The sequence below is a fragment of the Actinokineospora globicatena genome, from assembly GCF_024171945.1.
Classification (GTDB): domain Bacteria; phylum Actinomycetota; class Actinomycetes; order Mycobacteriales; family Pseudonocardiaceae; genus Actinokineospora; species Actinokineospora globicatena.
Genome location: NZ_JAMTCR010000002.1, coordinates 2,548,886 through 2,572,802, shown reverse-complemented (window position 1 = coordinate 2,572,802; position 23,917 = coordinate 2,548,886). Strand labels below are relative to the sequence as shown.

The 23,917-nt window shown below is 70.6% G+C and carries 21 protein-coding genes; 6 read left to right on the top strand and 15 right to left on the bottom strand.

All coding sequences use genetic code 11. The features are described 5' to 3' along the window. Nucleotides 1–30: 30 nt before the first annotated feature. The 5 genes from LV79_RS11630 to LV79_RS11610 form a co-directional block, all read right to left on the bottom strand. Nucleotides 31–750, bottom strand: coding sequence for an SDR family oxidoreductase (locus LV79_RS11630; RefSeq protein ID WP_253834925.1), 720 nt, complete (start codon nucleotides 748–750; stop codon nucleotides 31–33). Between the two features lie 18 nt (nucleotides 751–768). Next, entirely contained in the window at nucleotides 769–1,263 is a 495-nt protein-coding gene (locus LV79_RS11625) for a ferritin family protein (protein WP_253834923.1), read from the bottom strand. Between the two features lie 348 nt (nucleotides 1,264–1,611). After that, nucleotides 1,612–4,413 (bottom strand): vitamin B12-dependent ribonucleotide reductase, encoded by a 2,802-nt coding sequence (locus LV79_RS11620; RefSeq protein WP_253834921.1) that lies wholly within the window; start codon nucleotides 4,411–4,413, stop codon nucleotides 1,612–1,614. A gap of 124 nt (nucleotides 4,414–4,537) precedes the next feature. Next, nucleotides 4,538–5,014 carry a transcriptional regulator NrdR gene (gene nrdR, locus LV79_RS11615; RefSeq protein WP_253834918.1) on the bottom strand — a complete coding sequence of 159 codons (477 nt, stop codon included), beginning with the start codon at nucleotides 5,012–5,014 and terminating at the stop codon, nucleotides 4,538–4,540. Nucleotides 5,015–5,434: 420 nt separating this feature from the next. After that, complete coding sequence (locus LV79_RS11610) at nucleotides 5,435–5,923, bottom strand: LysM peptidoglycan-binding domain-containing protein (RefSeq protein ID WP_253834916.1); 489 nt, start codon at nucleotides 5,921–5,923, stop codon at nucleotides 5,435–5,437. Between the two features lie 308 nt (nucleotides 5,924–6,231). Between LV79_RS11610 and lexA the strand changes: the two genes are divergently transcribed. Further along, entirely contained in the window at nucleotides 6,232–6,927 is a 696-nt protein-coding gene (gene lexA, locus LV79_RS11605; RefSeq protein WP_253836011.1) for a transcriptional repressor LexA, read from the top strand. Nucleotides 6,928–6,961: 34 nt separating this feature from the next. On the opposite strand, the gene LV79_RS11600 is transcribed toward lexA, so the two are convergent. The 3 genes from LV79_RS11600 to LV79_RS11590 form a co-directional block, all read right to left on the bottom strand. Further along, a complete protein-coding gene (locus LV79_RS11600; RefSeq protein WP_372495309.1) occupies nucleotides 6,962–7,981 on the bottom strand; it encodes an SdiA-regulated/phytase-like domain-containing protein in 1,020 nt (339 codons plus the stop codon). Nucleotides 7,982–8,140: 159 nt separating this feature from the next. After that, nucleotides 8,141–9,586, bottom strand: coding sequence for a GTPase HflX (gene hflX / locus LV79_RS11595; protein ID WP_372495308.1), 1,446 nt, complete (start codon nucleotides 9,584–9,586; stop codon nucleotides 8,141–8,143). A gap of 97 nt (nucleotides 9,587–9,683) precedes the next feature. Continuing rightward, a complete protein-coding gene (locus LV79_RS11590; protein ID WP_253836005.1) occupies nucleotides 9,684–10,154 on the bottom strand; it encodes an ArsR/SmtB family transcription factor in 471 nt (156 codons plus the stop codon). A gap of 115 nt (nucleotides 10,155–10,269) precedes the next feature. Between LV79_RS11590 and LV79_RS11585 the strand changes: the two genes are divergently transcribed. Then, nucleotides 10,270–11,565, top strand: coding sequence for an MFS transporter (locus tag LV79_RS11585; RefSeq protein ID WP_253834914.1), 1,296 nt, complete (start codon nucleotides 10,270–10,272; stop codon nucleotides 11,563–11,565). Here LV79_RS11585 and dapF read toward each other — a convergent pair. The 3 genes from dapF to LV79_RS11570 form a co-directional block, all read right to left on the bottom strand. After that, the gene (gene dapF / locus LV79_RS11580; RefSeq protein ID WP_253834912.1) at nucleotides 11,556–12,386 is read right to left on the bottom strand and encodes a diaminopimelate epimerase; all 831 of its coding nucleotides are present in this window, start codon (nucleotides 12,384–12,386) and stop codon (nucleotides 11,556–11,558) included. The two genes, LV79_RS11585 and dapF, sit on opposite strands and share 10 nt — an antisense overlap. 215 nt (nucleotides 12,387–12,601) lie before the next feature. Further along, nucleotides 12,602–13,774, bottom strand: a complete 1,173-nt coding sequence (gene miaA / locus LV79_RS11575; protein ID WP_253834910.1) for a tRNA (adenosine(37)-N6)-dimethylallyltransferase MiaA — start codon at nucleotides 13,772–13,774, stop codon at nucleotides 12,602–12,604. Continuing rightward, nucleotides 13,771–14,487, bottom strand: coding sequence for a class III extradiol ring-cleavage dioxygenase family protein (locus tag LV79_RS11570; RefSeq protein WP_253834908.1), 717 nt, complete (start codon nucleotides 14,485–14,487; stop codon nucleotides 13,771–13,773). Before LV79_RS11570 ends, miaA begins: the two co-directional genes overlap by 4 nt. Nucleotides 14,488–14,721: 234 nt before the next feature. On the opposite strand from LV79_RS11570, the gene LV79_RS11565 reads away from it, so the two are divergent. Next, entirely contained in the window at nucleotides 14,722–16,371 is a 1,650-nt protein-coding gene (locus LV79_RS11565; protein ID WP_301320437.1) for a DUF349 domain-containing protein, read from the top strand. A gap of 491 nt (nucleotides 16,372–16,862) precedes the next feature. Here LV79_RS11565 and LV79_RS11560 read toward each other — a convergent pair whose 3' ends face one another. Then, complete coding sequence (locus tag LV79_RS11560; RefSeq protein ID WP_253834906.1) at nucleotides 16,863–17,348, bottom strand: Rv2732c family membrane protein; 486 nt, start codon at nucleotides 17,346–17,348, stop codon at nucleotides 16,863–16,865. Beyond that, complete coding sequence (gene miaB, locus LV79_RS11555) at nucleotides 17,345–18,829, bottom strand: tRNA (N6-isopentenyl adenosine(37)-C2)-methylthiotransferase MiaB (RefSeq protein WP_253834904.1); 1,485 nt, start codon at nucleotides 18,827–18,829, stop codon at nucleotides 17,345–17,347. Before miaB ends, LV79_RS11560 begins: the two co-directional genes overlap by 4 nt. A 127-nt stretch (nucleotides 18,830–18,956) precedes the next feature. On the opposite strand from miaB, the gene LV79_RS11550 reads away from it, so the two are divergent. Further along, nucleotides 18,957–19,898 carry a TAXI family TRAP transporter solute-binding subunit gene (locus LV79_RS11550; RefSeq protein ID WP_253834903.1) on the top strand — a complete coding sequence of 314 codons (942 nt, stop codon included), beginning with the start codon at nucleotides 18,957–18,959 and terminating at the stop codon, nucleotides 19,896–19,898. On the opposite strand, the gene LV79_RS11545 is transcribed toward LV79_RS11550, so the two are convergent. Together LV79_RS11545 and LV79_RS11540 are read right to left on the bottom strand one after the other, a co-directional pair. Then, nucleotides 19,895–21,295 (bottom strand): sensor histidine kinase, encoded by a 1,401-nt coding sequence (locus LV79_RS11545; protein WP_253834902.1) that lies wholly within the window; start codon nucleotides 21,293–21,295, stop codon nucleotides 19,895–19,897. The genes LV79_RS11550 and LV79_RS11545 overlap by 4 nt on opposite strands. A 22-nt stretch (nucleotides 21,296–21,317) precedes the next feature. After that, nucleotides 21,318–21,995 (bottom strand): response regulator transcription factor, encoded by a 678-nt coding sequence (locus LV79_RS11540; RefSeq protein WP_253834901.1) that lies wholly within the window; start codon nucleotides 21,993–21,995, stop codon nucleotides 21,318–21,320. Nucleotides 21,996–22,181: 186 nt separating this feature from the next. Between LV79_RS11540 and LV79_RS11535 the strand changes: the two genes are divergently transcribed. Together LV79_RS11535 and LV79_RS11530 are read left to right on the top strand one after the other, a co-directional pair. Beyond that, the gene (locus LV79_RS11535) at nucleotides 22,182–22,910 is read left to right on the top strand and encodes an amino acid ABC transporter ATP-binding protein (protein WP_253836000.1); all 729 of its coding nucleotides are present in this window, start codon (nucleotides 22,182–22,184) and stop codon (nucleotides 22,908–22,910) included. A gap of 64 nt (nucleotides 22,911–22,974) precedes the next feature. Then, nucleotides 22,975–23,856: a glutamate ABC transporter substrate-binding protein gene (locus LV79_RS11530; RefSeq protein WP_253834899.1), complete on the top strand. Its 882-nt coding sequence runs from the start codon at nucleotides 22,975–22,977 to the stop codon at nucleotides 23,854–23,856. Nucleotides 23,857–23,917 lie beyond the last annotated feature (61 nt).

Genomic DNA, 23,917 nt, shown 5'->3' with positions numbered 1-23,917 from the left:
CCAAGGATCGAACCTCCACCAATGTCGAAGTCAAGGGTGACGGGGGTCACCGGCGAGGAAGTCGGCGAACTCGACTGTCCCCTCGGCGTGCGCGGGCGCGAGATGATACCCGGCGCGGTAAGAGGCAAAGATCCGGCCCGGTAGCCATACCGGCACTCGAACGGCTTTGCGCCCGGTAGCGGCTAGGTACTGCCCAGCGAGCGCACGGGACGTCCACACGGTAGGGCCACCGAGATCACTGACCCGTCCTTGCGCGGAGCCTGTAGCGAGATCGGCGAGACGCGTCGCCACGGTGCCCGTGTCCACAGGCTGGAACGCGAACGCCGGGTGGAACAGAACTAGCCGCTGAGGCGCGAAGACCTTGGCGATCAGGTCGTGGAACTGCGTGGCGCGCAGGATCGAGTACGGGAGGCCGGAGTCCTCGACCAAGCGCTCGGCCGCCAACTTGGCCCGGTAGTACGGCAGCGGGATCCGGTCCACACCGACAATGGAGATATAGACCAAATGCGGGTTACCTGACCGCTTGGCGGCAGCGATGAGAGCCGCCGTTGCGTCTATGTCCTTACGGCCGAGCGTGGTGGCGCAGTGCACTACCGCTGTCACACCGGCCAACGCGTCCTCTAGGCCCGCACCGGTAAGCAGGTCGCCGCGGTACCCGTCACCAGAGCGCGTCAACACCCTGGCGTCTGGCAGCGCGCGGACCACCTGCCGCCCCAGCACCCCGGTACCGCCGGTGACGAGGATGGACATAGAACCTCCCGGATCGCCTCACGCGGAAGACGGCACAGCGGGCCTGTTCGTGACAGGCCGCCGCGAGACCGCCGCCGCGAACTCCGCCATGGCCTCCCGCACGAACCCGCGCCGGGTGACCCCGAGAACCCGCAGCGCCGACCCGTGATCCGCCGCCACGACGAGTACAGCACCGAGGAACAACACCCGCCACGCGGCCCGGCTGACCCCGGACACCTCCCCGAGCCGGTCCAGGTGGAACGGCACGTGCCTGCGCTCATCAGCCAACAACCGCGCCGCCACCTCCGTCGCGAGCCGATCCCCCGCCCCGTCCCGCAACACCCGGTAGTACGCCAACGCCACCACCTCGGCGATCGTCAGGACCATCAGCTCCAACTTGAGCCCCAGAGCCCTGCGCAACCACACAAACACCGCATCACTCCAATGCGACTGGATAGTCGACGCCCCGGCTGCCTCCAGCAACCGCGCCAACAACCGCGCATGGTTCTGCTCCTCAGCGATGAACAACGCCACCGCCTCCCCATAGACCCCTTCCCCAGCCTTCTCAATGAGATTGGCCCCATCACCGTCTTCACCTACCTGGAACCGCTGAACACTCCGCACCACCGCCGGATGCAACTCCGCCCCATCCCCCCACTCCGGATCGTCCCGCAACACCCTCCGCGCGGCCTCAACCCGGAACTCTTCCAACCACTCATCCTCGGTCATGCCCCCACAGTGCCTTGGCCCCCAACAGAAACCCCCGATCTTCACCGCTCCCTCACCAACCCCGGCCCACCTCTCCACCCCCACCCCCAAAGCACCACAGACGCGAAAAGGGGAGCCCACCCGGAACGGGTGGACTCCCCTTGCCAGCGAAGATCAGCTGCAGCCGGAGGTGGAGCCGCAGCCCTCGCACAGGTAGCAGGAGCCCGCAGGGCGCATCTTGGTGCCGCAGGTCATGCAGAGCGGGGCGTCGGCGACCTTGCCGAGGTGCAGTTCGAGCAGTTCGGTCGAGCTGTGGGCCTGAACCGGAGGTGCGGCCTCGGGGCGAGGGCTGGCCTCGACCGAGGAACGCATGCCCTCGAGGTCCACATCCGACGGTGCGCTGTAGTCGGCGGTGACCTGGGCGGTGCGCTCGTCAGCCGTGAAGACGCCGAGTTGCGCGCGCTTGTCGTACGGCAGGTAGTCCAGGGCGAGCCTGCGGAACAGGTAGTCCAAGACGCTGGTGGCGATGCGCACGTCGGGGTCGTCGGTCATGCCCGCGGGCTCGAAGCGCAGGTTCTGGAACTTGGAGACGTAGAACTCCAGCGGGATGCCGTACTGCAGGCCGACCGAGATGGACATGGAGAACGCGTCCATCACGCCCGCCAGGGTCGAGCCCTGCTTGCCCAGCTTGACGAAGATCTCGCCGAGGCCGTCGTCGGGGTAAGAGCCCGCGTGCAGGTAACCCTCCGCGCCGCCGACGGTGAACGACACGGTCTGCGAGGGGCGCTTCTTGGGCAGGCGCTTGCGGACCGGGCGGTACTCGACGACCTTCTCCGGCTCGGCCGCGGCGGTGGTCTTCGCGCCCTTGCCCGCCGACAGCGGCTGGCCGACCTTGCAGTTGTCGCGGTAGATGGCCAGCGCCTTGAGGCCCAGCTTCCAGCCCTGGTAGTAGATCTCCTCGACGTCGGCGACGGTGGCCGCCTCCGGCATGTTGACCGTCTTGGAGATGGCGCCGGAGATGAACGGCTGCACCGCGGCCATCATCCGCACGTGGCCCATGGGCGCGATCGAGCGCTCGCCCATCGCGCAGTCGAACACCTCGTAGTGCTCCTGGCGCAGGCCGGGGGCGTCCACGACGTGGCCGTGCTCGGCGATGTACTCGACGATCGCCTCGACCTGCTCGGCCTGGTAGCCCAGCGAGGCCAGCGCGCGCGGCACGGTCTGGTTGACGATCTGCATGGAGCCGCCGCCGACCAGCTTCTTGAACTTGACCAGGGCGAGGTCGGGCTCGATGCCAGTGGTGTCGCAGTCCATCATCAGGCCGATGGTGCCGGTCGGGGCGAGCACGCTGGCCTGGGCGTTGCGCCAGCCGTTGCGCGAGCCGATCGCGAGCGCGGCCTGCCACTCGCGTGTGGCGACCTTCTGCACCGCGGCGTCGTTGGCGTGGTAGGTGCGCACGAGGTCGTTGGCGGCGGCGTGCTTGCGCATGACCCGCTGGTGCGCCTCGGCGTTGCGGGCGTAGCCCTCGTAGGCGCCGACGATGCCCGCGAGTTCCGCGGAGCGGCGGTACGCGGTGCCGGTCATCAGCGAGGTGATGGCCGCGGCGAGCGTGCGGCCGCCCTCGGAGTCGTAGGCGTGGCCGGTGGCCATCAGCAGCGCGCCGATGTTGGCGTACCCGATGCCCAGCTGGCGGAACTTGCGGGTGGTGACGCCGATCGGCTCGGTCGGGAAGTCGGCGAAGCAGATCGAGATGTCCATCGCGGTGATGACCAGTTCGACGGCCTTGACGAAGGTCTCGGCGTCGAAGGTGCCGTCGTCGGCGAGGAACTTCATCAGGTTGAGCGAGGCCAGGTTGCAGCTGGAGTTGTCCAGGTGCATGTACTCGCTGCACGGGTTCGACGCGGTGATCCGGCCGGACTCCGGGCAGGTGTGCCAGGCGTTGATCGTGTCGTCGTACTGGATGCCCGGGTCGGCACACTCCCACGCGGCCTTGGCGAGCTTGCCGAACAGGCCCTTGGCGTCGACCCGCTCGATGACCTCGCCGGTGGTGCGCGAGCGCAGGCCGAACTGACCGGCGGACTCGAACGCGTGCATGAACTCGTCGGACACGCGCACCGAGTTGTTGGCGTTCTGGTACTGCACCGAGGCGATGTCGGAGCCGCCGAGGTCCATGTCGAAGCCCGCGTCGCGCAGCACGCGGATCTTCTGCTCCTCGCGGGCCTTGGTCTCGATGAACTCCTCGACGTCAGGGTGGTCGACGTCGAGGACAACCATCTTCGCCGCGCGACGGGTAGCGCCACCGGACTTGATGGTTCCAGCGGACGCGTCAGCCCCCCGCATGAACGACACCGGGCCGGAGGCAGTGCCACCGGAGGAGAGCAGCTCCTTGGACGAACGGATGCGGGAGAGGTTGAGGCCCGCCCCCGAGCCGCCCTTGAAGATCAGACCCTCTTCCTTGTACCAGTTGAGGATCGAGTCCATCGTGTCGTCGACGGCCAGGATGAAGCACGCGCTGACCTGCTGCGGGGAGCTGGTGCCGACGTTGAACCACACCGGGGAGTTGAAGCTGAACACCTGGTGCAGCAGCATCCAGGTCAGCTCGTGCTCGAAGACGAGCGCGTCGGTGTCGGTGGCGAAGTAGTCGTGCTCGATGCCCGCGGCGACGTAGGAGCGCACGACCCGGTCGATGAGCTGGCGCAGGGAGTTCTCGCGCACCGCGGTGCCCACCGCGCCGCGGAAGTACTTGCTGGTGACGATGTTGGTCGCGTTGACCGACCAGGAGTCGGGGAACTCGACGCCGCGCTGCTCGAAGTTCACCGAGCCGTCGCGCCAGTTGGTCATCACCACGTCGCGGTGCTCCCAGGTGACCTCGTCGTAGGGGTGCACCCCCTCGGTGGTGTAGACGCGCTCCACCCGCAGCCCCTGCCGCGGTGCGCCCGCGACCTGGTCAACCGCGGTCTCGACGGTCTCGGTCATGACCGGTCCCTCTCCCTCGTCCAATACGCCTTGTGCTGCTCTGGCCACGTCCGGGCTCCCCGTCCGATGCGGCCGTAGTCCTGGTCGACGCTCCCCGCCCCGGGGGCGTCTGGTCCTGTGACGCCTACTGCTCATGGTCGTGCGCTGTCCCCCTGGCGATCGCGGCCCGCAGGTCGGCGATCTCCCGCTCGAAGTCCTCCACCGAGGAGAAGGACCGGTACACGCTGGCGAAGCGCAGGTAGGCCACCCCGTCGAGCTCGCGCAGCGGTCCGAGGATGGCCAGCCCCACCTCGTGGCTGGGCACCTCGGCGCTGCCGCTGGCCCGGATGGCGTCCTCCACCTGCTGCGCCAGCAGCTGCAGCTGGTCCTCGTCGACCGGCCTGCCCTGGCAGGCGCGCCGCACGCCGCGCACGACCTTGTCGCGGCTGAACGGCTCGGTGACCCCGGAGCGCTTGACCACCGCGAGGATGGCCTCCTCGACGGTGGTGAACCGGCGGCTGCACTGCGCGCAGGAGCGCCTGCGGCGGATCACCTGACCGTCGTCGACCTCTCGCGAGTCCACGACCCGCGAGTCGGAGTTCCGACAGAACGGACAGCGCATGACCTCTCCCCGCACGGCTGCGTGTCCACCGTCCGGCGGAGCGCGACCGGACACGCTTGGTGATCGAACTGTGGATAACACGTGGATGGACGGTGGATAACCCACCCCAACCTGTGGACTAACTACAGCCATGTAACCACTAGATATTGGGGTCGACCGTAGGCGCTGACCCTACATGGGCGCAACTCAGACACGCCGGGGGCATTCGACAACGGCTTGACGACCACGCTGCGCGGTCACCGGGGCACCCAGCGGTTGCGTCGACCAGGTGAGGGCCCTGATCACCCGTCCGCCGGAACGGGTCACCCCGGCCGGTGGTCCTCAGCGGCGGGGGTCGGACATCCGCGGCTCGGGGCGGATCTCACCCGACCGAGTGATCATGAACACGTGCGGGTCACCGCACGCACGGGGCGGCGGCGGTCAGCGGGAGACGGGAACGGTGAGCGGCTGTCCGGGTCGGACGGTGGCGTCGTCGAGCCCGTTGAGCTCGCGGATGCGCTCGACCACGGCGGCGGTGTCGCTGTCGGGGGCGGTCCTGGCGGCCACATCGGACAGTGACTCACCGGCGGCGACGCGGACGACGGCGGTCGTCGACGGGACCTGCGACTCGGTCGCGACCGAGTTGGCCAGCGCGCCCACGCCGTAGACGAGGGCGGCGACGAGCGCGCCGAGACCCAGCATGGCGAGCAGCGGCAGCGGGGCGCGTCGTGGACCGCAGTCGGGTGCGGCGACCACGTGCGGCGCGCCCACTATCCGCCGTCGCGTCGGTGGCCGGAGCCTGCCCTTGCCCACGGTCCTGCCGGGTGCGGGCACCCGCACCGGCATGCCGTGCACCAGGGTCAACCTGGGCGTATCCGCCCCGGACCCGGTCTCGCGCTCCACCGTCGTCGATGTCGCCAGCGCCGCCATCGCTACCTCCCGCCGAACCCGCGTTCGAACTACCGTTCGATCGAACGCCCGTGCGAGTGTCTACCACCTGGCACCGACAAAATCGAGACCCGCCCGGCGTGTCGCTCGAACAGGTGTTTGATCTGCGCAGGTCGGCGGGCTACCGTCGAGGTCGGAGAAGATCGAAGTCGGCTCCAGGGTCAGGACGAGGACGATTTCGCCGGTCGCGCCGGGTTCACCGGCGGCGGCCGCAGGGAGGCAGCGCAGTGTCAGGCACGAGTGGTCGCAAGCCAGCGGGGACGCAGAAGCGGAAGCCCGCGCCGGACAACGTGCGCAGCTTCCCGGAGCCCGCAACCAGGGTCGACGCGGTCGACCTGCCGCAGCGCCAGCGCCAGGTGCTCGAGGTGATCCGGTCCTGGGTCCAGCGCAACGGCTACCCGCCCAGCGTCCGGGAGATCGGCGAGGCCGTCGGGCTGACCTCGACCTCGTCGGTGGCCTACCAGCTGCGCGCGCTCGAGGAGAAGGGCTACCTGCGCCGCGACCCGAACCGGCCGCGCGCGATCGGCGTGCTCTCGGCGGACGCCTCCACCGCGCAGCTGCGCGGCGAGCAGGTCAGCCCGGTGCTGATCGAGCAGTCCGAGGCGGGCCCGACGCCGACGTACGTGCCGGTGGTCGGCCGGATCGCCGCCGGTGGGCCGATCCTGGCCGAGCAGGCCGTCGAGGACGTGTTCCCGCTGCCGAAGGAGATCGTCGGCGAGGGCGCGCTGTTCATGCTCAAGGTCGCGGGCGACTCGATGATCAACGCCGCGATCGCCGACGACGACTGGGTCGTGGTGCGCCAGCAGCCGACCGCCGACAACGGCGACATCGTGGCCGCGATGATCGACGGCGAGGCCACCGTCAAGACCTTCAAGCGCCGCGACGGGCACGTGTGGCTGCTGCCGCACAACGACGCCTACGAGCCGATCCCCGGCGACGAGGCGACCATCCTCGGCAAGGTCGTCGCGGTGCTGCGCAGGCTCTGACCAGGCCATTCCCGCGTCGGACTCCCCGCGTCGACTAGGACTTCCTGGCCGCCCTGCGGTGCATGACCAGCAGGGTGCCACCGATCGCGACCGCCGCGATGCCCAGCGCGGGCACCGTCGACATGCCGTTCCCCTCGGCCGGTTTCCCGGTCGCGGTGGGGGTGGCGGCGTCGGTGCCGCTGGGCGGCGCCGCCTCGGTCGTGAGCAGGGCCGCCGCGCCCTTGACCACGCGGATGGGTGAACCCACGCCCTCGGAGCCGGACACCAGCGTCCCGTCCGGCTCGAGGGCGATCGCCTCGCCCTGCTCCTCGTCGGGTAGCGGTACCCGCGCGGGTTTGCGCTTGAGCGCCGCCATGATGTCGCCGTCGGGGGCCGGGTAGAGGTAAGCGTCGGTGTAGGTGCGCAGCACCACGATCGTGCCGTCGGAGCTGACAGACCCACCGGTCACGACCATCGAGCCGATCGCCGGGTTGACCGGTCCGCCCTTGGTGTCAGTGCTGCTGATCTGCACTTCTCCCACTCTTTCGAGTGGAGTTGGGCCGGGGGCCGCGAGCTTCCCCTTCGGCCGGTACACCTCGGAGACCCCGAATGGGCTCTTGGTCACCAGATACGGTGTGCCGCTCTTGTCGAGCAGCAACGCTTCGGTGTCATGTGGACCGTCCGGATAGGTCAGACGGTACAAGGTGGTCTTACCGGCGGGAGTTAGCGCAATCAGCGCCACTGTCTCGCGCTTCTTCTCGTTGTCACCGGTGTCCGCTAGCCAGAAGGTGCCGTCGGCCGCGCGGGCCAGGTCCTCGACGTCGAACGGGTCGGTAGGGCCGCTGATGACTTTCTGGACCTTGCAGTCGTGCCCCAGTACGAACACGGTCGACTTGGTGCCGCCGTCGTTGATGGCGTACCAGCGTTCACCGTCGGTCGCTAACCCCGACAGCTCGCCGAGCCTCTTGTCGGACTGAACGCAAGCGTCCGTGGGTGCCTGTGGTTGCGCTGACGCCCCCGTTGCCCCTATCACGCCCAACCACACGACCAGTGCCGCGGTCGCCAACGCCCGCACCCAGCCACCTCCCCTGTTTCACCACCCACCGTAGCCGCGTCACGGCTATAGAGGCGCAGACGCGCGTGGGAGGGGCCACGTTCACACGAAGGACCCCCGGTGAGACGACTGTCTCCCCGGGGGTCCTCGGTAGCGCTATGTCAGACCGGTGGCCCTATGTCAGACCGTGGTGCGCGCGTAGGTCTCCAGCACGCCCGCCAAGTCTGGCTTGACCTTGGCGCGCAGCTGGGTCCCCTGACCGGTGTGCTCCTCGGAGAGGATCTCGCCCTCCCGGTGCACCCGCGCCACGAGCTCGCCCCGCGAGTACGGCACGAGGACGTCGATCTCCTGCTCCGGCCGGGGCAGCAGCTCGGCGACCCGCTCGCGCAGCTCGTCGATGCCGGTCCCGGCGTGCGCGGAGACGAACACCGCGCCGGGCAGCAGGTGCCGCAGCCTGGCCAGGCCGAACTCCGTGGTGGCGTCGACCTTGTTGACCACGACCAGCTCCGGCGGCATCGCCCGCCCGCGCCGGTCGCCGATCTCGTGCAGCACCTCGCGCACCGCGTTGACCTGCCACTCCGGCATCGGGTCCGCCCCGTCGACCACGTGCAGCACGAGGTCGGCGTCGGCCACCTCGTCCAGCGTCGAGCGGAACGCCTCCACCAGCTGGTGCGGCAGGTGCCGGACGAAGCCGACCGTGTCGGTCAGCGTGTACGTGTGCCCCTCGGGGGTCTGCGTGCGCCTGGTCGTGGCGTCCAGGGTGGCGAACAGCGCGTCCTCCACCAGCACCCCCGCCCCGGTGAGGGCGTTGAGCAGGCTGGACTTGCCCGCGTTGGTGTACCCGGCGATGGCGACGCTGGGGATCTCGTTGGCGGTGCGCTGGCCGCGCTTGGTGTCGCGGACCGTGGCCATCGCGGTGATCTCCTTGCGCAGCTTGGAGATCTTGGCCCGGATGCGCCTGCGGTCGGTCTCCAGCTTCGTCTCACCGGGACCGCGCAGGCCCACGCCGCCGTTGGCGCCACCGGCTCTACCACCGGCCTGCCGCGACAGCGTCTGGCCCCAGCCGCGCAGGCGCGGCAGCAGGTACTGCAGCTGCGCCAGCTCGACCTGGGACTTGCCCTCCCGCGACCGGGCGTGCTGGGCGAAGATGTCCAGGATCAGGGCGGTGCGGTCGATGACCTTGACCTTGAGCCGGGACTCCAGTTGCTGCAGCTGCGACGGGGAGAGCTCACCGTCGCAGATAACGGTGTCGGCGCCGGTAGCGCGAACGACCTCCGCGAGCTCTAGGACCTTGCCCGAGCCCACGTACGTCGCCGGGTCCGGCCGGTCGCGGCGCTGCACGAGGCCCTCCAGGACCTCGGAACCCGCGGTCTCGGCCAGCCGGGCCAGCTCGGCGAGCGAGGCGTCCGACTCCAGTGCGCTGCCCTCGGTCCAGACCCCGACCAGCACGACGCGCTCCAGGCGCAGCTGGCGGTACTCGACCTCGGTGATGTCCTGCAGTTCGGTCGAGAGCCCGGCGACCCGCCGCAGCGACGACCGCTCCTCGAGTTCGAGTTCGCCCAGGGAGAGGTCAGCCGGGTCGGACAACGCGCCGTCGAATCCGTGCTGAGTGCTTTCCTCTGTCACCTGGTGAACCCATCCTTCGTTCTGATGCGAAATACGGCACCCCTCCGGTGTCGCGATGTCCCTATCGTCGCACGGTCCAGCAGCGGATTCGACCCACTTATTCCCCCGGGTACCACGCGACGTAGATGGCGGTGCGCTCGGCCCCCGGTTTCGGCGGCCGGTTCTGGTACTCGTCGAGCAGGGCGCCGAGGCGCAGCATGAACTCCGACTTGCTCTCGTCGTCGACCTGCACGACCAGCCTGGCCTGGTGGAGTTCACCCAGGTTGGTGCTCGCGACCTCGGCGAGGTAGGCCTGCAGCATCGCCTCGGTGACGTCGACGCGGTCGTCGTTGTCGTAGCGCAGGTGCCAGGACAGGCCGGTCGACAGGTACGGGATCTCCTTGGCGCCCCGGTTGCCCCGCCTGGCGGGCTGCGGCTCCAGGAAACCCGCCGCGACCAGCTTGCGGACGTGGTGCAGCGTGGTGGCCGGGTCCTTGCCGAGCCGCTCGGCGATCTCCTTGTTGGTCAGCGGGCGCTGGTAGGTCAGCCGGATGATCCGCAGCCGGACGGCCGAGCCGAGGGCCTCCAGCTCGACCGGGCTGGCGGCGCGCCGAGGTGGTCGCGGGTCATCACTCACAGCTTCACCCTACCGGCTGAGGCCAGAGTGATTGACAGTTTCCAATCACTCGCGGCATCCTCGAACCATGACCTCGTCCCTCCGCCACCACGGCGGATTCCGGCTGCTGTGGGCGGGCGACACGATCGCCCAGTTCGGCACGGCCATCGCCTCGGTGGTGCTGCCGCTGCTCGCCGTGGGCGCCCTGAACGCGACCCCGGGCCAGATGGGTGTGCTGGTCGCGGCGGAGACGGCGGCGTTCCTGCTCATCGGTCTCCCGGCCGGGGCCTGGGTGGACCGGGTCAGGCGCAGGCCGCTGATGATCAGGATGGACCTGGTCAGGACCGTGCTGCTGCTCAGCATCCCGGTGGCGGGCTGGGCCGGGGTGCTCACGTTCACCCAACTGGTGGTCGTGGCGCTGCTGGTGGGCACGTGCACGGTGTTCTTCGACGTGGCCTACCAGTCGTACCTGCCCGCGCTGGTGGGGCGGGAGCACCTGATGGAGGGGAACGCGAAGCTCCAGGCGAGCCAGTCCGTGGCCATCTTCGCGGGTCCCGCCCTCGGTGGCGGGTTGACCACGCTGATCGGCGCGGCGTCCACCTTGGCGAGCACCGGTCTCGGGTACCTCGCCTCAGCGCTGTGCCTGTCGCGGATACCCATGCAGGAGCCCATGCCGCGGCGATTACCCGATCGGAACCTGCGCGCGGAGGTGGCCGAGGGGCTGCGGTTCGTGGTGTCGGACCGGCGGCTGCGGGCGATCACGGGCTGCACGGCCTCGTGGAACCTGTTCTTCGGCGTCCAGGGCGCGGTCTCGATCCTGTTCATGGTCCGCGTCGTGGGCCTGAGCGAGGCGGCGGTCGGCGTGGTGCTCGGTTTCGTCGGTCTCGGTGGGATCGCCGGGGCGGCGCTGTCCGCGCGGGTGATCCGGGTGCTCGGGCACGCCAGGGCGATCTGGCTGGTCCCGGTGATCGGTTCGGCGTTCGGGTTGCTGATCCCGTTGGCGGGCCCGGACTGGCGGCTCGGCCTGCTGGTGGTGGGCCAGGTCGTGCTCGGCTCGTCGATCGTGGTCTACAACGTCGCCCAGGTCAGCTACCGGCAGGCGATCTGCCCGGACCACCTGCTGGGCCGGATGAACGCCAGCATCCGGTTCCTGGTCTGGGGCACCCAGCCGCTGGGTGCGCTGGCTGGGGGCGCGTTGGGCACGGCGATCGGGATCCACCCGACGCTGTGGATCGCCGTTATCGGGCCGTTCGCGGCGTGCTTGTGGGTGGTCTGCTCGCCGTTGCGGACCGCAGGAGAGATCACCGTGTCCTCGAATCCCGAGGGCACGGACCAGCGAGAGATGACCGAAGGAGGTGAGGAGCGGGCAGCGGATCAGGCGTAGGTGTTCCACCAGGACTCGGTGAGCGTGCCCTCGGCGACGAACTCGGCCGGGCCGGTGAGGGTGCAGGTGTCCTCGGCGACGGTGATCTCCACCGTCCCGCCCGGGATGTGCACGGTGACGGCACCGGTGGTCAGGTACCTGACCGCCAACGCGGCGACCGCCGCGGCGACGGTGCCGGTGCCGCACGAGCGGGTCTCCCCGACGCCGCGCTCGTGCACCCGCATCCGGATCTCGGTGGGGCCGAGGACCTCGATGAACTCGAGGTTCACCCCGCGGGGGAAGAAGTCCCGGTCGAACCCGGGCTGGGTGCTCAGGTCCAGGGCAGCGACCGAGTCGACCACGCTGACCAGGTGCGGATTGCCGACATCGACCCCGAGGCCGGTGTGGGTGATCTCGTTGACCGTGGTGGTCGACTGGCCGAGCACGCGGGCTGGGCCCATGTCGACGGTCACCGTGCCGTCGGTGTGGACGGTGGCGGGCCGCACGCCCGCTCGGGACCAGACCTGGACCTCGGGTCCGTCGACCAGTCCAGCGTCCCGCAGGTACCGGGCGAACACCCGAACGCCGTTGCCGCACATCTCCGCCACCGACCCGTCGGCGTTGCGGTAGTCCATGAACCAGGCATCACCGTCGATCCCCGCAGGGGCGTCGGCGAGCGCCTTGGCCCGGACCACCCGCAGCACACCGTCGGCCCCCAGCCCGCGCTGTCGGTCGCACAACGCCCGGACGCGCCCCTCCGTCAGTTCGAGGTCACCATCCGGGTCCGGCAACACCACGAAGTCGTTCTCCGTGCCATGCCCCTTAACAAACGCGATCGCCACCCCACCACAGTACGTCCGCGCCCCCAACACCACCGCCCCACCTCCACCACGACGAATCCGATCTACGAAGGGAGACCGACAATCCCCCAAACCCACAACTGAACATTCCCGGGTGCCGCGCCACATCGCACTGGCCCGCGCCTCAACCGATCCGGCTGGTGTCGAACAACGGTGGCAACGCCCCCACGACAACGCCCACTGTGGCAATGTCCGGATTACCGGCCAGTGAGGGTCAGGGCCGCGTCGAGCAGGTCCGGGCGAGCGGCGTCGAGCCAGGTGATGCGGCGGTCGCGGCGGAACCAGGAGCGTTGGCGGCGGACGAACCGGCGGGTGGCGCGGGCGGTCTCGGTGGCGGCCTCGGTGAAGTCCGCGACGGCGCTCGGCCGCACAGCGTCGCGGTCCACAGTGCCGTCGCGATCCCAAGCCTCATCGCGGTCCCGAGCACCGTCGCGGACCCGACCATCGTCGCGGACCCGAGCTTTGTCACGGTCCGCAGCACCAGAGACCAGGGCATCAGGGTCCGCGGCGTCCTGGGCCACGGCGGCAGGCGTTACGGCGCCTTGGGCTACGGCGCCAGGGGCTGAGGCAACCGAGGCCACGGCGGCACGGGCTGCGGTGACACTGGCCGCGGCGTCGAGGGCTGTGGCGGCGAGGGCGGCGAGGACCTGCTGGTAGCCGAGGGCTCTGGCTGCTGTCCTGCCCTCGCGCAGGCCCTGGGTCTCCAGGGTGCGGACCTCGTCGACCAAGCCGGCGGCGAACATCCGGTCCACCCTGAGGTCCACGCGGGCGTCGAGGTCGGCGGGGTCGCGGTCGAGGCCGATCATGACCATGTCGTAGCGGGCGGGGCCCGGTTTGGGCATGGTGGCGGAAAACGGCCTACCGGTCAGCTCGATGACCTCTAGGGCGCGGACGATGCGTCGGCCGTTGCTCGGTAGGACTGACTCCGCGGCCAGCGGGTCCTGCGCGGCGAGTCTGGCGTGCAGTGGCGCGGGGCCGACGGTGGCGAGTTCCGCTTCCAGGCGGGCGCGGACCGCCGGGTCGGTGCCCGGGAACTCCAGTTCGTCCACGACAGCCTGGACGTACAGGCCGGAACCGCCGACGAGGACCGGGACCCGGCCCCGGGCCAGCACGTCCTCCACCACGGACCTGGCGTGCCGTTGGTAGGCCGCGACGGACGCCGTCTCGGTCACGGTGAGGACGTCGAGCAGGTGGTGCGGGACGCCCCGGCGCTCGGCGGGGGTGATCTTGGCGGTGCCGATGTCCATGCCCAGGTACAGCTGCATGGCGTCGGCGTTGATCACCTCGCCGCCGAGGCGTTCGGCGATGGCGACGCCGAGGTCGGACTTGCCCGTCGCGGTCGGACCGACGACGGCGACCGCGCGGCTCACGCCGTCTCCCACACCGCGTAGTGGTAGGCCACCCCGAGCGGGGTGGAGACGCGGGCTTCGACCGGCCGCCAAGGACGTCCGGCGCGCGCCGCGCTCGCGAGCACCTGCCACGGTGCCCGGCCGACCGCGCCCAGTTCCGCGGCGACCGTCGGATCCAACTGAGCGAGTGCGTCGAGGTCGACAGCGGCGAAGGCGCGCGCGACCTCTTCGTCGAAAGCCGAGGATCGCTCGTCTGGCCTACCGACCGAGCGTTCCCCGTGGCGGTGCGAGCCGTCCCCGAGTACCAGCAGCCCCACCGGGTCCGGCCCGGCCAACTCCTCGGCGATCCGCGCTCCCTCATCGGCGCACTCGGACGGCGACAGGTCTGCCGCGACGACGTGGACGGTGACGTCAGGTCCGCCGACCTGGGCCCGCAGCCACCCGGCGACCAGCGCGGGCAGCGGCAACCCGGGATCGGCGAAGGTCAGGTCCGCCTTGGCACCCAGTCCCACCCGAACGTCCACTCCGAACCCGCGGAAGGTCCCGGCGACGTCGGGCCTGTACCGACCAGGCCGGTCCCCCGCGCCCACCGCCACCCAGCGGGGCAGGTCGGCGAGCGACGCGGCGACCGCGAGGCAGTCGGCGCGCACGGCGTCAGCGTCCCGGTCGCCCCCACCGGTCAGTTCCGGCACGATCAGGGGCGGGTGCGGCACCACGGCGACTCGGCGGATCACGGGCCCGAGGTTACTGTCCGTCGAACAAAGTTGGCGCCGACGGCCCACGGACAGCACCTTTTGCGGCACCATGATGACCATTGCGGCCCTCCGGAGTACCCAGGCGCCTCTTGACCTGTTTGAATGCGCGCGGGTAGGAGCAAGCCGCACGGCCCGAGGGCCGTTCGCACAGTGCTGGGCCCCGCGTGAGCGGGGCGCCCGCTCACGCGGGCACGCAGGCAGGAGGAGTCGGCCATGACGGACAAGGACCACGGCGCCGGGGCAGTGGCGGAGCAGGACAGCGGCGGCGAGCCGGACCAGGCCGTGGTGGCCGCGCCGGTCGAGGCACCGTCAGCCACCGAGCCGACACCCGCTGGGGCGGCCCCGGTCGAGGCACCGCCCGCCCAGGAAGCACCGGTCGAGACCGCGGACGCGGCACCCGAGACCACCCCCGTCGACACGGCAGCGCCCGAGACGGCACCGGTCGAGTCAACCCCCGCGGAGACGACGCCCGACGCGGCGGCCCCGAGCGACGCGGCGGCTGAGACCGCCGCGGAGCAGGCGAGCACGGACGAGCCCGTCGCGGACGTGACCCCCGTCGACGTCCCGGCCCCCAGCCAGGTAGCGGTGACCCGCGCCCCCGCCCCGGCCGCGCCGTCGGTGGAAGGCGGACCGCAGGTGCCGACCGCGGCGTCGGACCCGGGCAAGTGGGGTCGCGTCGACGCCGACGGCACGGTCTACGTGCGCACGGCCGACGGTGAGCGCGCGGTCGGGTCGTGGCAGGCCGGTGAGCCCGCGGAGGGCCTCGCGCACTTCGCCCGCCGGTTCGACGACATCCGCACCGAGGTCGAGCTGCTGGCGACCCGGTTGGTGTCCGGGTCCGGCGACCCGAAGCAGGCGGCGACCAACGCCAAGCACATCAAGGACGGCCTGGCCGAGGCGCACGTCGTCGGCGACCTCGCCGCGCTGGCCGCCAGGATCGACTTCGTGCTGGCCAACGCCTCGGTCGCGGTGGAAGCCGCCAAGCACGCCCGCGAGGAGGCCAGGGCCGGGTCCGTGGCCCGCAAGCAGGAGCTGGTGGAGGAGGCGGAGCGGCTCGCCGAGGAGTCCACCCAGTGGAAGGTGGCCGGTGACCGGCTGCGCGCCGTCCTGGACGAGTGGAAGACGATCAAGGGCGTCGACCGCAAGACCGACGAGCAGCTGTGGCGGCGCTTCTCCAAGGCCCGCGACACCTTCAACCGCAGGCGCGGCTCGCACTTCGCCGACCTCGACCGCCAGCGCGCCACCGCCAAGTCCCGCAAGCAGGAACTGGTGGAGGAGGCCGAGCGGCTCGCCGAGTCCGACGACTGGGGTCCCACCGCGGGCCGGTACAAGGACCTGATGCTGGAGTGGAAGGCGGCCGGGCGCGCGCCCAAGGACGCCGACGACACCCTGTGGCAGCGGTTCCGGGCCGCGCAGGACGCGTTCTTCGCCCGCCGCTCCAGCGTGTTCGACGAGCGCGACGCCGAGTTCGCTGACAACGCCCGCAAGAAGGAAGAGCTGCTCGCCGAGGCCGAGAAGATCACCACGGCCGATGTCGACGCGGCCCGCGCCGCCCTGCACAAGGTGCAGGAGCGCTGGGAGGTCATCGGCAAGGTCCCGCGCGAGCGCATCCGCGAGCTCGAGGGCCGCCTGCGCGCCGTGGAGGAGAAGGTCCGCACCGCCGCCGACGCCCAGTGGCGGCGCACCGACCCCGAGGCCGAGGCCAGGGCCGCCCAGTTCCGCGAGCGGGTCCAGCAGTTCGAGTCCCAGGCCGCCAAGGCCAGGGCCGCCGGCGACAAGCGCCGCGCCGAGCAGGCCGAGGCCCAGGCCGCCCAGTGGCGCGAGTGGCTGGCCGCCGCCGAGCAGGCCGTCGCGTCCCGCTAGTCCCACCCCGTCAATGGCCCCCGGCTCACCAGCCGGGGGCCATTTGCCACCTCCCCCCTCGGGTCACCCATCCGAGCACCCCACCCCAGCCACTTTCCCCAGCTAGCTGCCCCTTTACCCGCCCCAGAACTCCCCTCTTCCGGGCGACAGAAGTTATCCACATGTGGATCACCGCACCCCCACTTTCAAGATCACCCGTCGGGGGGTCCCGGTAGACTGGACCTGGGCCGCCCCCCGGAGAGGGTGGGGGCCGGGCTGGGGTGGGACCGCGTGCGCGCGCGAAGCGGAGCCGTGGAGGCTAGCGGAGCGTGGGGGCTAGAGGAGCGTTGCAGGGCTCTAGCCGTGGGGAAGGCGATAGCGCGGAAAGTCGGCGTTAGCCGTGGGCGCGGGCGCTAGCGGTCAACATGGCTCTTGAGGCGTCGCCGGGGCGGGCGGGTGCAGATGAAGGACTCCACAGGCCTCTAGAGCGCAGGGCTGCGGACGCGACTGGGTCAGTGGGGCTGGTGGGGGCGGGACCAGGCGGTTTTGAGCCAGAGGGCGGCTAGGACGACCATGGCGATCTCGCTGATGATCAAGCCGGGGCCGGGGCCCGGGGAGTTGAGGCCCGCGGTGGACTGGCGGGTCCAGATGGCCAGGAGACCGTCCACGGCGGCGAACCAGCCGCCGAGGGCAGCGATCCAGGTGAGGGTCCAGCGGCGGAGGGCGAGGGCCAGGGCCGAGGCGAGGATGCCGAAGGCGAGGGCGGTGCCCGCGAACAGCCGGGGAACCGCCCCGGCCTTGCCGGTTGCGTCGCCCGCCGCGAGCAGGACCTGCCAGCCCGCAGCGGAGCCCATCCACGGCAGGACGTAGCCCACGATCAGGACGAAGACCGCGATGGCGAGGACGACCGCGCGGAAGCCGAGGTCCACGGTGGCTGACCGCTCGACCGCGTCGATCTCGGCGCGCAGCGACGCGAGGTCTTGGTCGTCGGTGGTCATCCGCGGCCTCCGGTCGGGGTTGCGCAGCCGTCGGCGGCGGGCAGCGGCGCGGGGGTGCCGAAGCCGGGTAGCCCCAACGTGACGCCGTTGGTCTTGGGGCGTAGGCCTGCCTCGTGGTTGTCCCCCGCGCGCGTGCGGCGGTGGGACAAGAGGGTGCCGTCAGCGACTAGGTGGTGCGGGGCGGCATAGGTGATGACAGTCGAGACCACGTCACCCGGGCGGATAGCGCTGTCGCCGGGGTTGAAGTGGACCAGGCGGTTGTCGCGGGCGCGGCCGCTCATCCGGTGCGTGTCGGCGTCCTTGCGGCCCTCGCCGGTGGCGACGACGACCTCGACGGTGCGGCCGACCTGCTCCTTGTTCAGCTGCCAGGCGATGTCGTTCTGCAGCGCCACCAGCCGGTCGTAGCGCTCGCGCACGACCTCCTTGGGCAGCTGGTCGGGCATCGTCGCGGCCGGGGTGCCCGGCCGCTTGGAGTACTGGAAGGTGAACGCGCTGGCGAAGCGGGACTGGGCGACCACGTCCAGCGTCGCCTGGAAGTCCGCCTCGGTCTCGCCGGGGAAGCCGACGATGATGTCGGTGGTGATCGCCGCGTCCGGCATGGCGGCGCGGACCTTGTCGATGATCGACAGGTAGCGCGCGGACCGGTACGAGCGGCGCATCTCGCGCAGCAGCCGGTCCGAGCCCGACTGCAGCGGCATGTGCAGCTGGTGGCACACGACGGGCGTCTCGGCCATGGCGGCGATGACGTCGTCGGTGAAGTCCTTCGGGTGCGGGGAGGTGAACCGGACCCGTTCGAGGCCGTCGATGTCGCCGCAGGCGCGCAGCAGCTTGCCGAAGGCGTAGCGGTCGCCGAACTCGACGCCGTAGGAGTTGACGTTCTGCCCGAGCAGCGTCACCTCCAGCACGCCCTCGGCGACCAGCGCGGACACCTCGGCGAGCACGTCGCCGGGGCGCCGGTCGCGTTCCTTGCCGCGCAGCGCGGGCACGATGCAGAAGGTGCAGGTGTTGTTGCAGCCGACCGAGATCGACACCCAGCCCGAGTGCGCGGAGTCGCGGCGGGCGGGCAGCGTGGAGGGGAAGACCTCCAGCGACTCGAGGATCTCGACCTCGGCCTGGCGGTTGTGCCTGGCCCGCTCCAGCAGGGTGGGCAGCGAGCCGATGTTGTGCGTGCCGAACACCACGTCCACCCAGGGCGCGCGGCGCACGATCTCGCCGCGGTCCTTTTGCGCCAGGCAGCCGCCGACGGCGATCTGCATGTCGGGGTTGGCCGTCTTCGCGGGCGCCAGGTGGCCGAGGTTGCCGTAGAGCTTGTTGTCGGCGTTCTCGCGCACCGCGCAGGTGTTGAACACGACGACGTCGGCCGGGGCGCCCTCGGGCGCGGCGACGTAGCCCGCGTCCTCGAGCAGGCCGGACAGCCGCTCGGAGTCGTGGACGTTCATCTGGCACCCGTAGGTGCGGACTTGGTAGGTTCGCGCGCTCATCTCGGTGTCCGAGGGTACGCCGGGCCGCTGGCGCCCCGAGCACCCGCCGACCGGTTCCCGGCGGAGCGGGCCGCGCTTTCGTGGTGAACGGCACGTCGCGCCCGGGGGCCTCTGGCACGATCGTGCAATGGCACGCGGCGGTGGGGCTCGCAGGACGACGGCGGTCCTCGCCGTGGTCGTGCTCGCGCTGCTGGCCGGGTGCGAGACGCAGTTCCCCGCGGTGCGGCTGCGGATCGCGGCGGGCAACAAGTCCGGGGTCTACAACACGATCTCGCAGTACATGGCGGGTGTGTGGCAGGCCAGGCTGGGCACCGAGCAGCTGGAGGTGCTGGCCACCGGTGGCTCCCCGGACAACGTCAACAAGCTGCTCTCCGGCGAGGTCGACATCGCCTTCAGCGCCGCGGACGTGGCGTCCAAGCCGACCGCCGGGCCCCGGTCGCCGCGCGCGCTGGCCCGCATCCACGACGACTACCTGCACGTGGTGGTGCGCGACGACGGTCCCGTCCAGCAGCTGTCGGACCTGCGCGGTCTGCGGGTGGGCATCGGCGCCAAGGACTCCGGGGTGGAGTTCATCGCCAAGCGGGTCCTGGCGCTGACCGGCCTGGACTCCCCCGGGATGCTGACCCAGCGCTCGCTCGACCTGGCCTCGTCGGTCGACGCCCTCAAGCGCGGCGAGATCGACGCGTTCTTCTGGTCCGGCGGGTTACCGACGCAGGCCATCTCCGGGCTCGGCGACGTGCTGCCGATCCGGTTGCTCGACCTGGCCGACGACATCCCGGCGCTGCGCAAGCAGTACCCGGTGTACAACTCGGCCTCGATCCCCGCGTCGACCTACCACCTGGCGGGCAGGCCGGTGAACACGCTGGCGGTGCCGAACTTCCTGCTCGTCACCGATCAGATGTCCGACGACCTCGCCGAGGGGTTGATCCGGGAGTTCTTCGCGGCGCTGCCCGAGCTGGCCAAGCAGACCCCGGCAGCGCTGTCGATAGACCTCCAGTCGGCGATCGAGACCGACCCGCTCAAGCTGCATCCCGGAGCCGAGCGCTTCTACCGGGGCGAAAAGATCTAACGCTGCGCCGGTAGCTCTACCGTGACGCGCAAGCCGCCGCCGTCAGGTAGGTCCAACCGCAGATCTCCCGCTGCCCTGGCCACGATGCGACTGACGATCGCGAGGCCCAGGCCTGAACCGGGCACGTTCTGATGGGCCCCACTGCGCCAGAACCGGTCGGTCGCGCGCTCAAGTTCGTCCGCGCGCAAACCAGGTCCGTGGTCGCGCACACCGACAAGTACGACGTTTCCCTCTACCGCGACCGACACCAGCACAGAGCTACCCGCGCCAGTGAACTTCAACGCGTTGTCCAACAGCGCGTCCAGGACCCCGTCCAATCCGCGCGCCGGTGCCATCGCCCGCGTTGGTCCTACCGTGCCGTTGACGTCCAGCACGATGTCGCGCGAGTCCGCGACCACCCGCCAGTCGGCGACCCGCTCGGCCACCACGGCGTCGACGTCGACCGGCACCAGGTCGCCACCGGTGTTCTCGGCGCGGGCCATGGCCAGCAGTTCGTCCAGGATCCGGTTGAGCCGGTCCGCCTCGGCCGCGGCGGCCACCCGGTGGTCGTCGGCGTCGGCGTCGACGTGGCCCTCCAGGTTGACCAGGCGGAGCTTGAGCGCGGTCAGCGGGTTGCGCAGCTGGTGGGAGGCGTCGGCGACGAAGGCGCGCTGCGCGGCGAGCGCGTCACCGACGCTGGCGGCCATCTGGTCGAAGGACCGCACGAGTTTGCGCAGTTCAGGCGGTCCGTGCTCGTCGGCGACCCGTTCCGCCTCGCGCCCGCTGACCACGGCGGCGACCAGCGACCCGGTCGCCTCGTCCAGCCGCCGCACCGGCCGCAGGATCCACTGGATCACCGGGACCGCCAGCACCAGCGCCAACCCGAACGACAGGATCCCGCCCGCGGCGATCAGCAGCCACCACCACAGCACCCGGGTGCGGCTGCCCCCGGTCGGCGACACGGTGATGACCGCGCCGCGCACCTCCCCGTCGACCAGCACCGGTCCGGCCAGCACCAGCGGCCGGTCGTTCCACGGCAGCAGCAACGCGCCCGACTCGGGGCGGCGACCGGCCAGCGCGCGCTGCACCTGCTGGCGCACGTCGTCCGACGTCAGCTCGACCGGCGCGGGGCCGTCGGCGGGACCGGAGCTGACCTGCGGGCGGCTGTCCTGGTCGACGATCAGCACGTCCACGCCGTAGAGCTCGAAGTAGCGCTGCAGCTCCTCGCGCATCGAGTCGGCGCTGTCGTCGGTGAGCGGGCGCTGGGCCATGGACGCGAACCGGTTGGTGTCGGTGAGCCGGTCCAGGAACAGCTTCTGCTGCTCGGAGCCCGCGACCGACAGCGCGAGCGGCACACCGAGGCCGAAGACCAGCAGCGCGACGAGGAACCAGACCATGCCGAGCAACCGAGTCCGCATCGCGCCTCCCCCCGAGTACGTCTCAGGCGAGTCTGCCCGGTTGACCCGACAAGCGGTACCCGACCCCCCGAACGGTCTCGATCAGCGCGGGCCGCCCCAGCTTGGTGCGCAGCGTGGCCACGTGCACGTCGAGCGAGCGGTTCTCCGCGGCACCGGCGCGCCCCCACACCTCGGCCAGGATCTGCTCGCGCCCGCACACCGCGCCCTTGGCGTCGACGATCAGCGCGAACACCTGGAACTCCTTGCGCGACAACGAAACCGTCGCACTGTCCACAGTGACCTCGTGGCGGTCGAAGTCGACCCGGACGCCCTCGAGCTCGACGACACCGCTGGGGCCGCCGCCGCGATCGGTGCGGCGCCTGCGCACCGCGTGCACGCGCGCGACGAGTTCGTCGACGTCGTAGGGCTTGACGAGGTAGTCGTCCGCGCCCGCGCGCAGGCCGAGGATGCGGTCGTCGACCTCCCCGCGCGCGGACACCACGATGATGGCGACGTCGCTGGCGCCCCGGATCTGTCGACACAGGACGATCCCGTCCACGTCCGGCAGGCCCAGGTCGAGCAGCACCACGTCGACCTCGCCGACCAGGTCGAGCACCCCGGCGCCCGAGGCCAGCCTGCGCACCACCAGGCCGCGCCGGACCAGGGCGGGGGTCAGCGCGTCAGCGACCCGGTCGTCGTCCTCCACGAGCAGCACGCGCACCGCGAACCTCCACGATCCCCAGGCGGATGTGTGACAGAGTTGAGACCCTAAGTGTTGCTCAAGGCCCATGGGAGAGGTGGGCGAGCCGGAGTAGGTTTCCGCCAACGCCCATCCCCAGACCACTGACGCAACCCGGTACGCCAGCGCTCGGAGGACGCCATGACCGAACCGAACCCCGCCCGGCCGATGGTCCGGATGGCCGCGGTGGACAAGTTCTTCGGTCCGCTGCACGTGCTCAAGAAGATCACCCTGGAGGTGCCGCGCGGCCAGGTCGTGGTGGTGCTCGGTCCGTCCGGATCGGGCAAGTCGACCCTGTGCCGGGCCATCAACCGGTTGGAGCCGATCGATTCCGGGCTCATCGAGGTCGACGGCCGCCCGCTGCCCGCTGAGGGCAAGGAACTGGCCAGGCTGCGCGCCGAGGTCGGCATGGTCTTCCAGTCGTTCAACCTGTTCGCGCACAAGACGATCCTGGAGAACGTCACGCTCGCCCCGATCCGGGTGCGCAAGCTGCCCGTCGCCGAGGCCCGCAAGACGGGGCTGGAACTGCTCGAGCGGGTCGGGATCGCCAACCAGGCCGACAAGTACCCGGCGCAACTGTCCGGTGGTCAGCAGCAGCGCGCCGCGATCGCGCGGGCGCTGGCCATGCGGCCCAAGGTGATGCTGTTCGACGAGCCCACCTCGGCGCTGGACCCGGAGATGGTCCAGGAGGTGCTCGACGTGATGAGCGCGCTGGCCGCCGACGGGATGACCATGCTGGTGGTGACGCACGAGATGGGCTTCGCGCGCAAGGCCGCCCATCGGGTGATCTTCATGTCCGACGGCGAGGTCGTCGAGGACAGCACGCCGCAGGAGTTCTTCACCGCGCCGAAGTCCGGGCGGGCCAAGGACTTCCTTGGCAAGATCCTCACCCACTGACCTTTCTCCCGAGAAGGCAGTACAGACGGCCGGATCGCGGCCGACGACAAACGAAGGAGCACACATGCGACTCCGGGGCCTCATGGTCGGTACCGTGACCGCCGCCCTCGCCCTCTCGCTCGCCGCGTGCGGCGGGTCGAGCGACTCGGGATCGGGCAACCCCTCGGTGGACGCCAAGGCCTCGTTCGAGGCGGGCACCACGATGGCCACCCTGAGCCAGGCAGGCAAGATCCGCGTCGGCACCAAGTTCGACCAGCCGCTGTTCGGCCTCAAGGGCCTCGACGGCAAGCCGACCGGGTTCGACGTCGAGGTCGCCAAGCTCGTCGCCGCCAAGCTGGGGATCAGCGCGGACAAGATCGAGTGGGTCGAGTCCCAGTCGAAGTTCCGCGAGGAGTACATCGAGCAGGGCAAGGTCGACCTGGTCGTGGCGACGTACACGATCAACGACAAGCGCAAGGAGCGCGTGTCCTTCGCCGGTCCGTACTACGAGGCGGGCCAGGACCTGATGGTCAAGAAGGACTCCACCGTCGACGGCCCGGAGGCGCTCAAGGCCGCGGGCGCCAAGGTCTGCTCGGTCACCGGCTCCACCCCGGCCGAGAAGATCAAGGAGTACGTCGACCAGTCGAACATCGTGCTCTTCGACGTGTACTCCAAGTGCGCCGACGCGCTGCGCACCGGCCAGGTGCAGGCCGTGACCACCGACAACGTGATCCTGCTCGGCCTGGTCGACGCGTCGAAGGGCGACTTCAAGCTGGTGGGCAAGCCGTTCACCAAGGAGCCCTACGGCATCGGCATCAAGAAGGGCGACACCAAGTTCTGCCAGTTCGTCAACGACACCCTCAAGGCCGCCGCCGCTGACGGCGCCTACGAGAAGGCGTGGAAGGACACCGCGGGCAAGGTCGCGCCCAACACCCCGAAGCTGCCCGAGACCGCTACGTGCAGCTGATCTGCTGACCCGCGTCCTGGGGCGCCCGCCGACGGCGGGCGCCCCAGGCCCTTACCGGGCT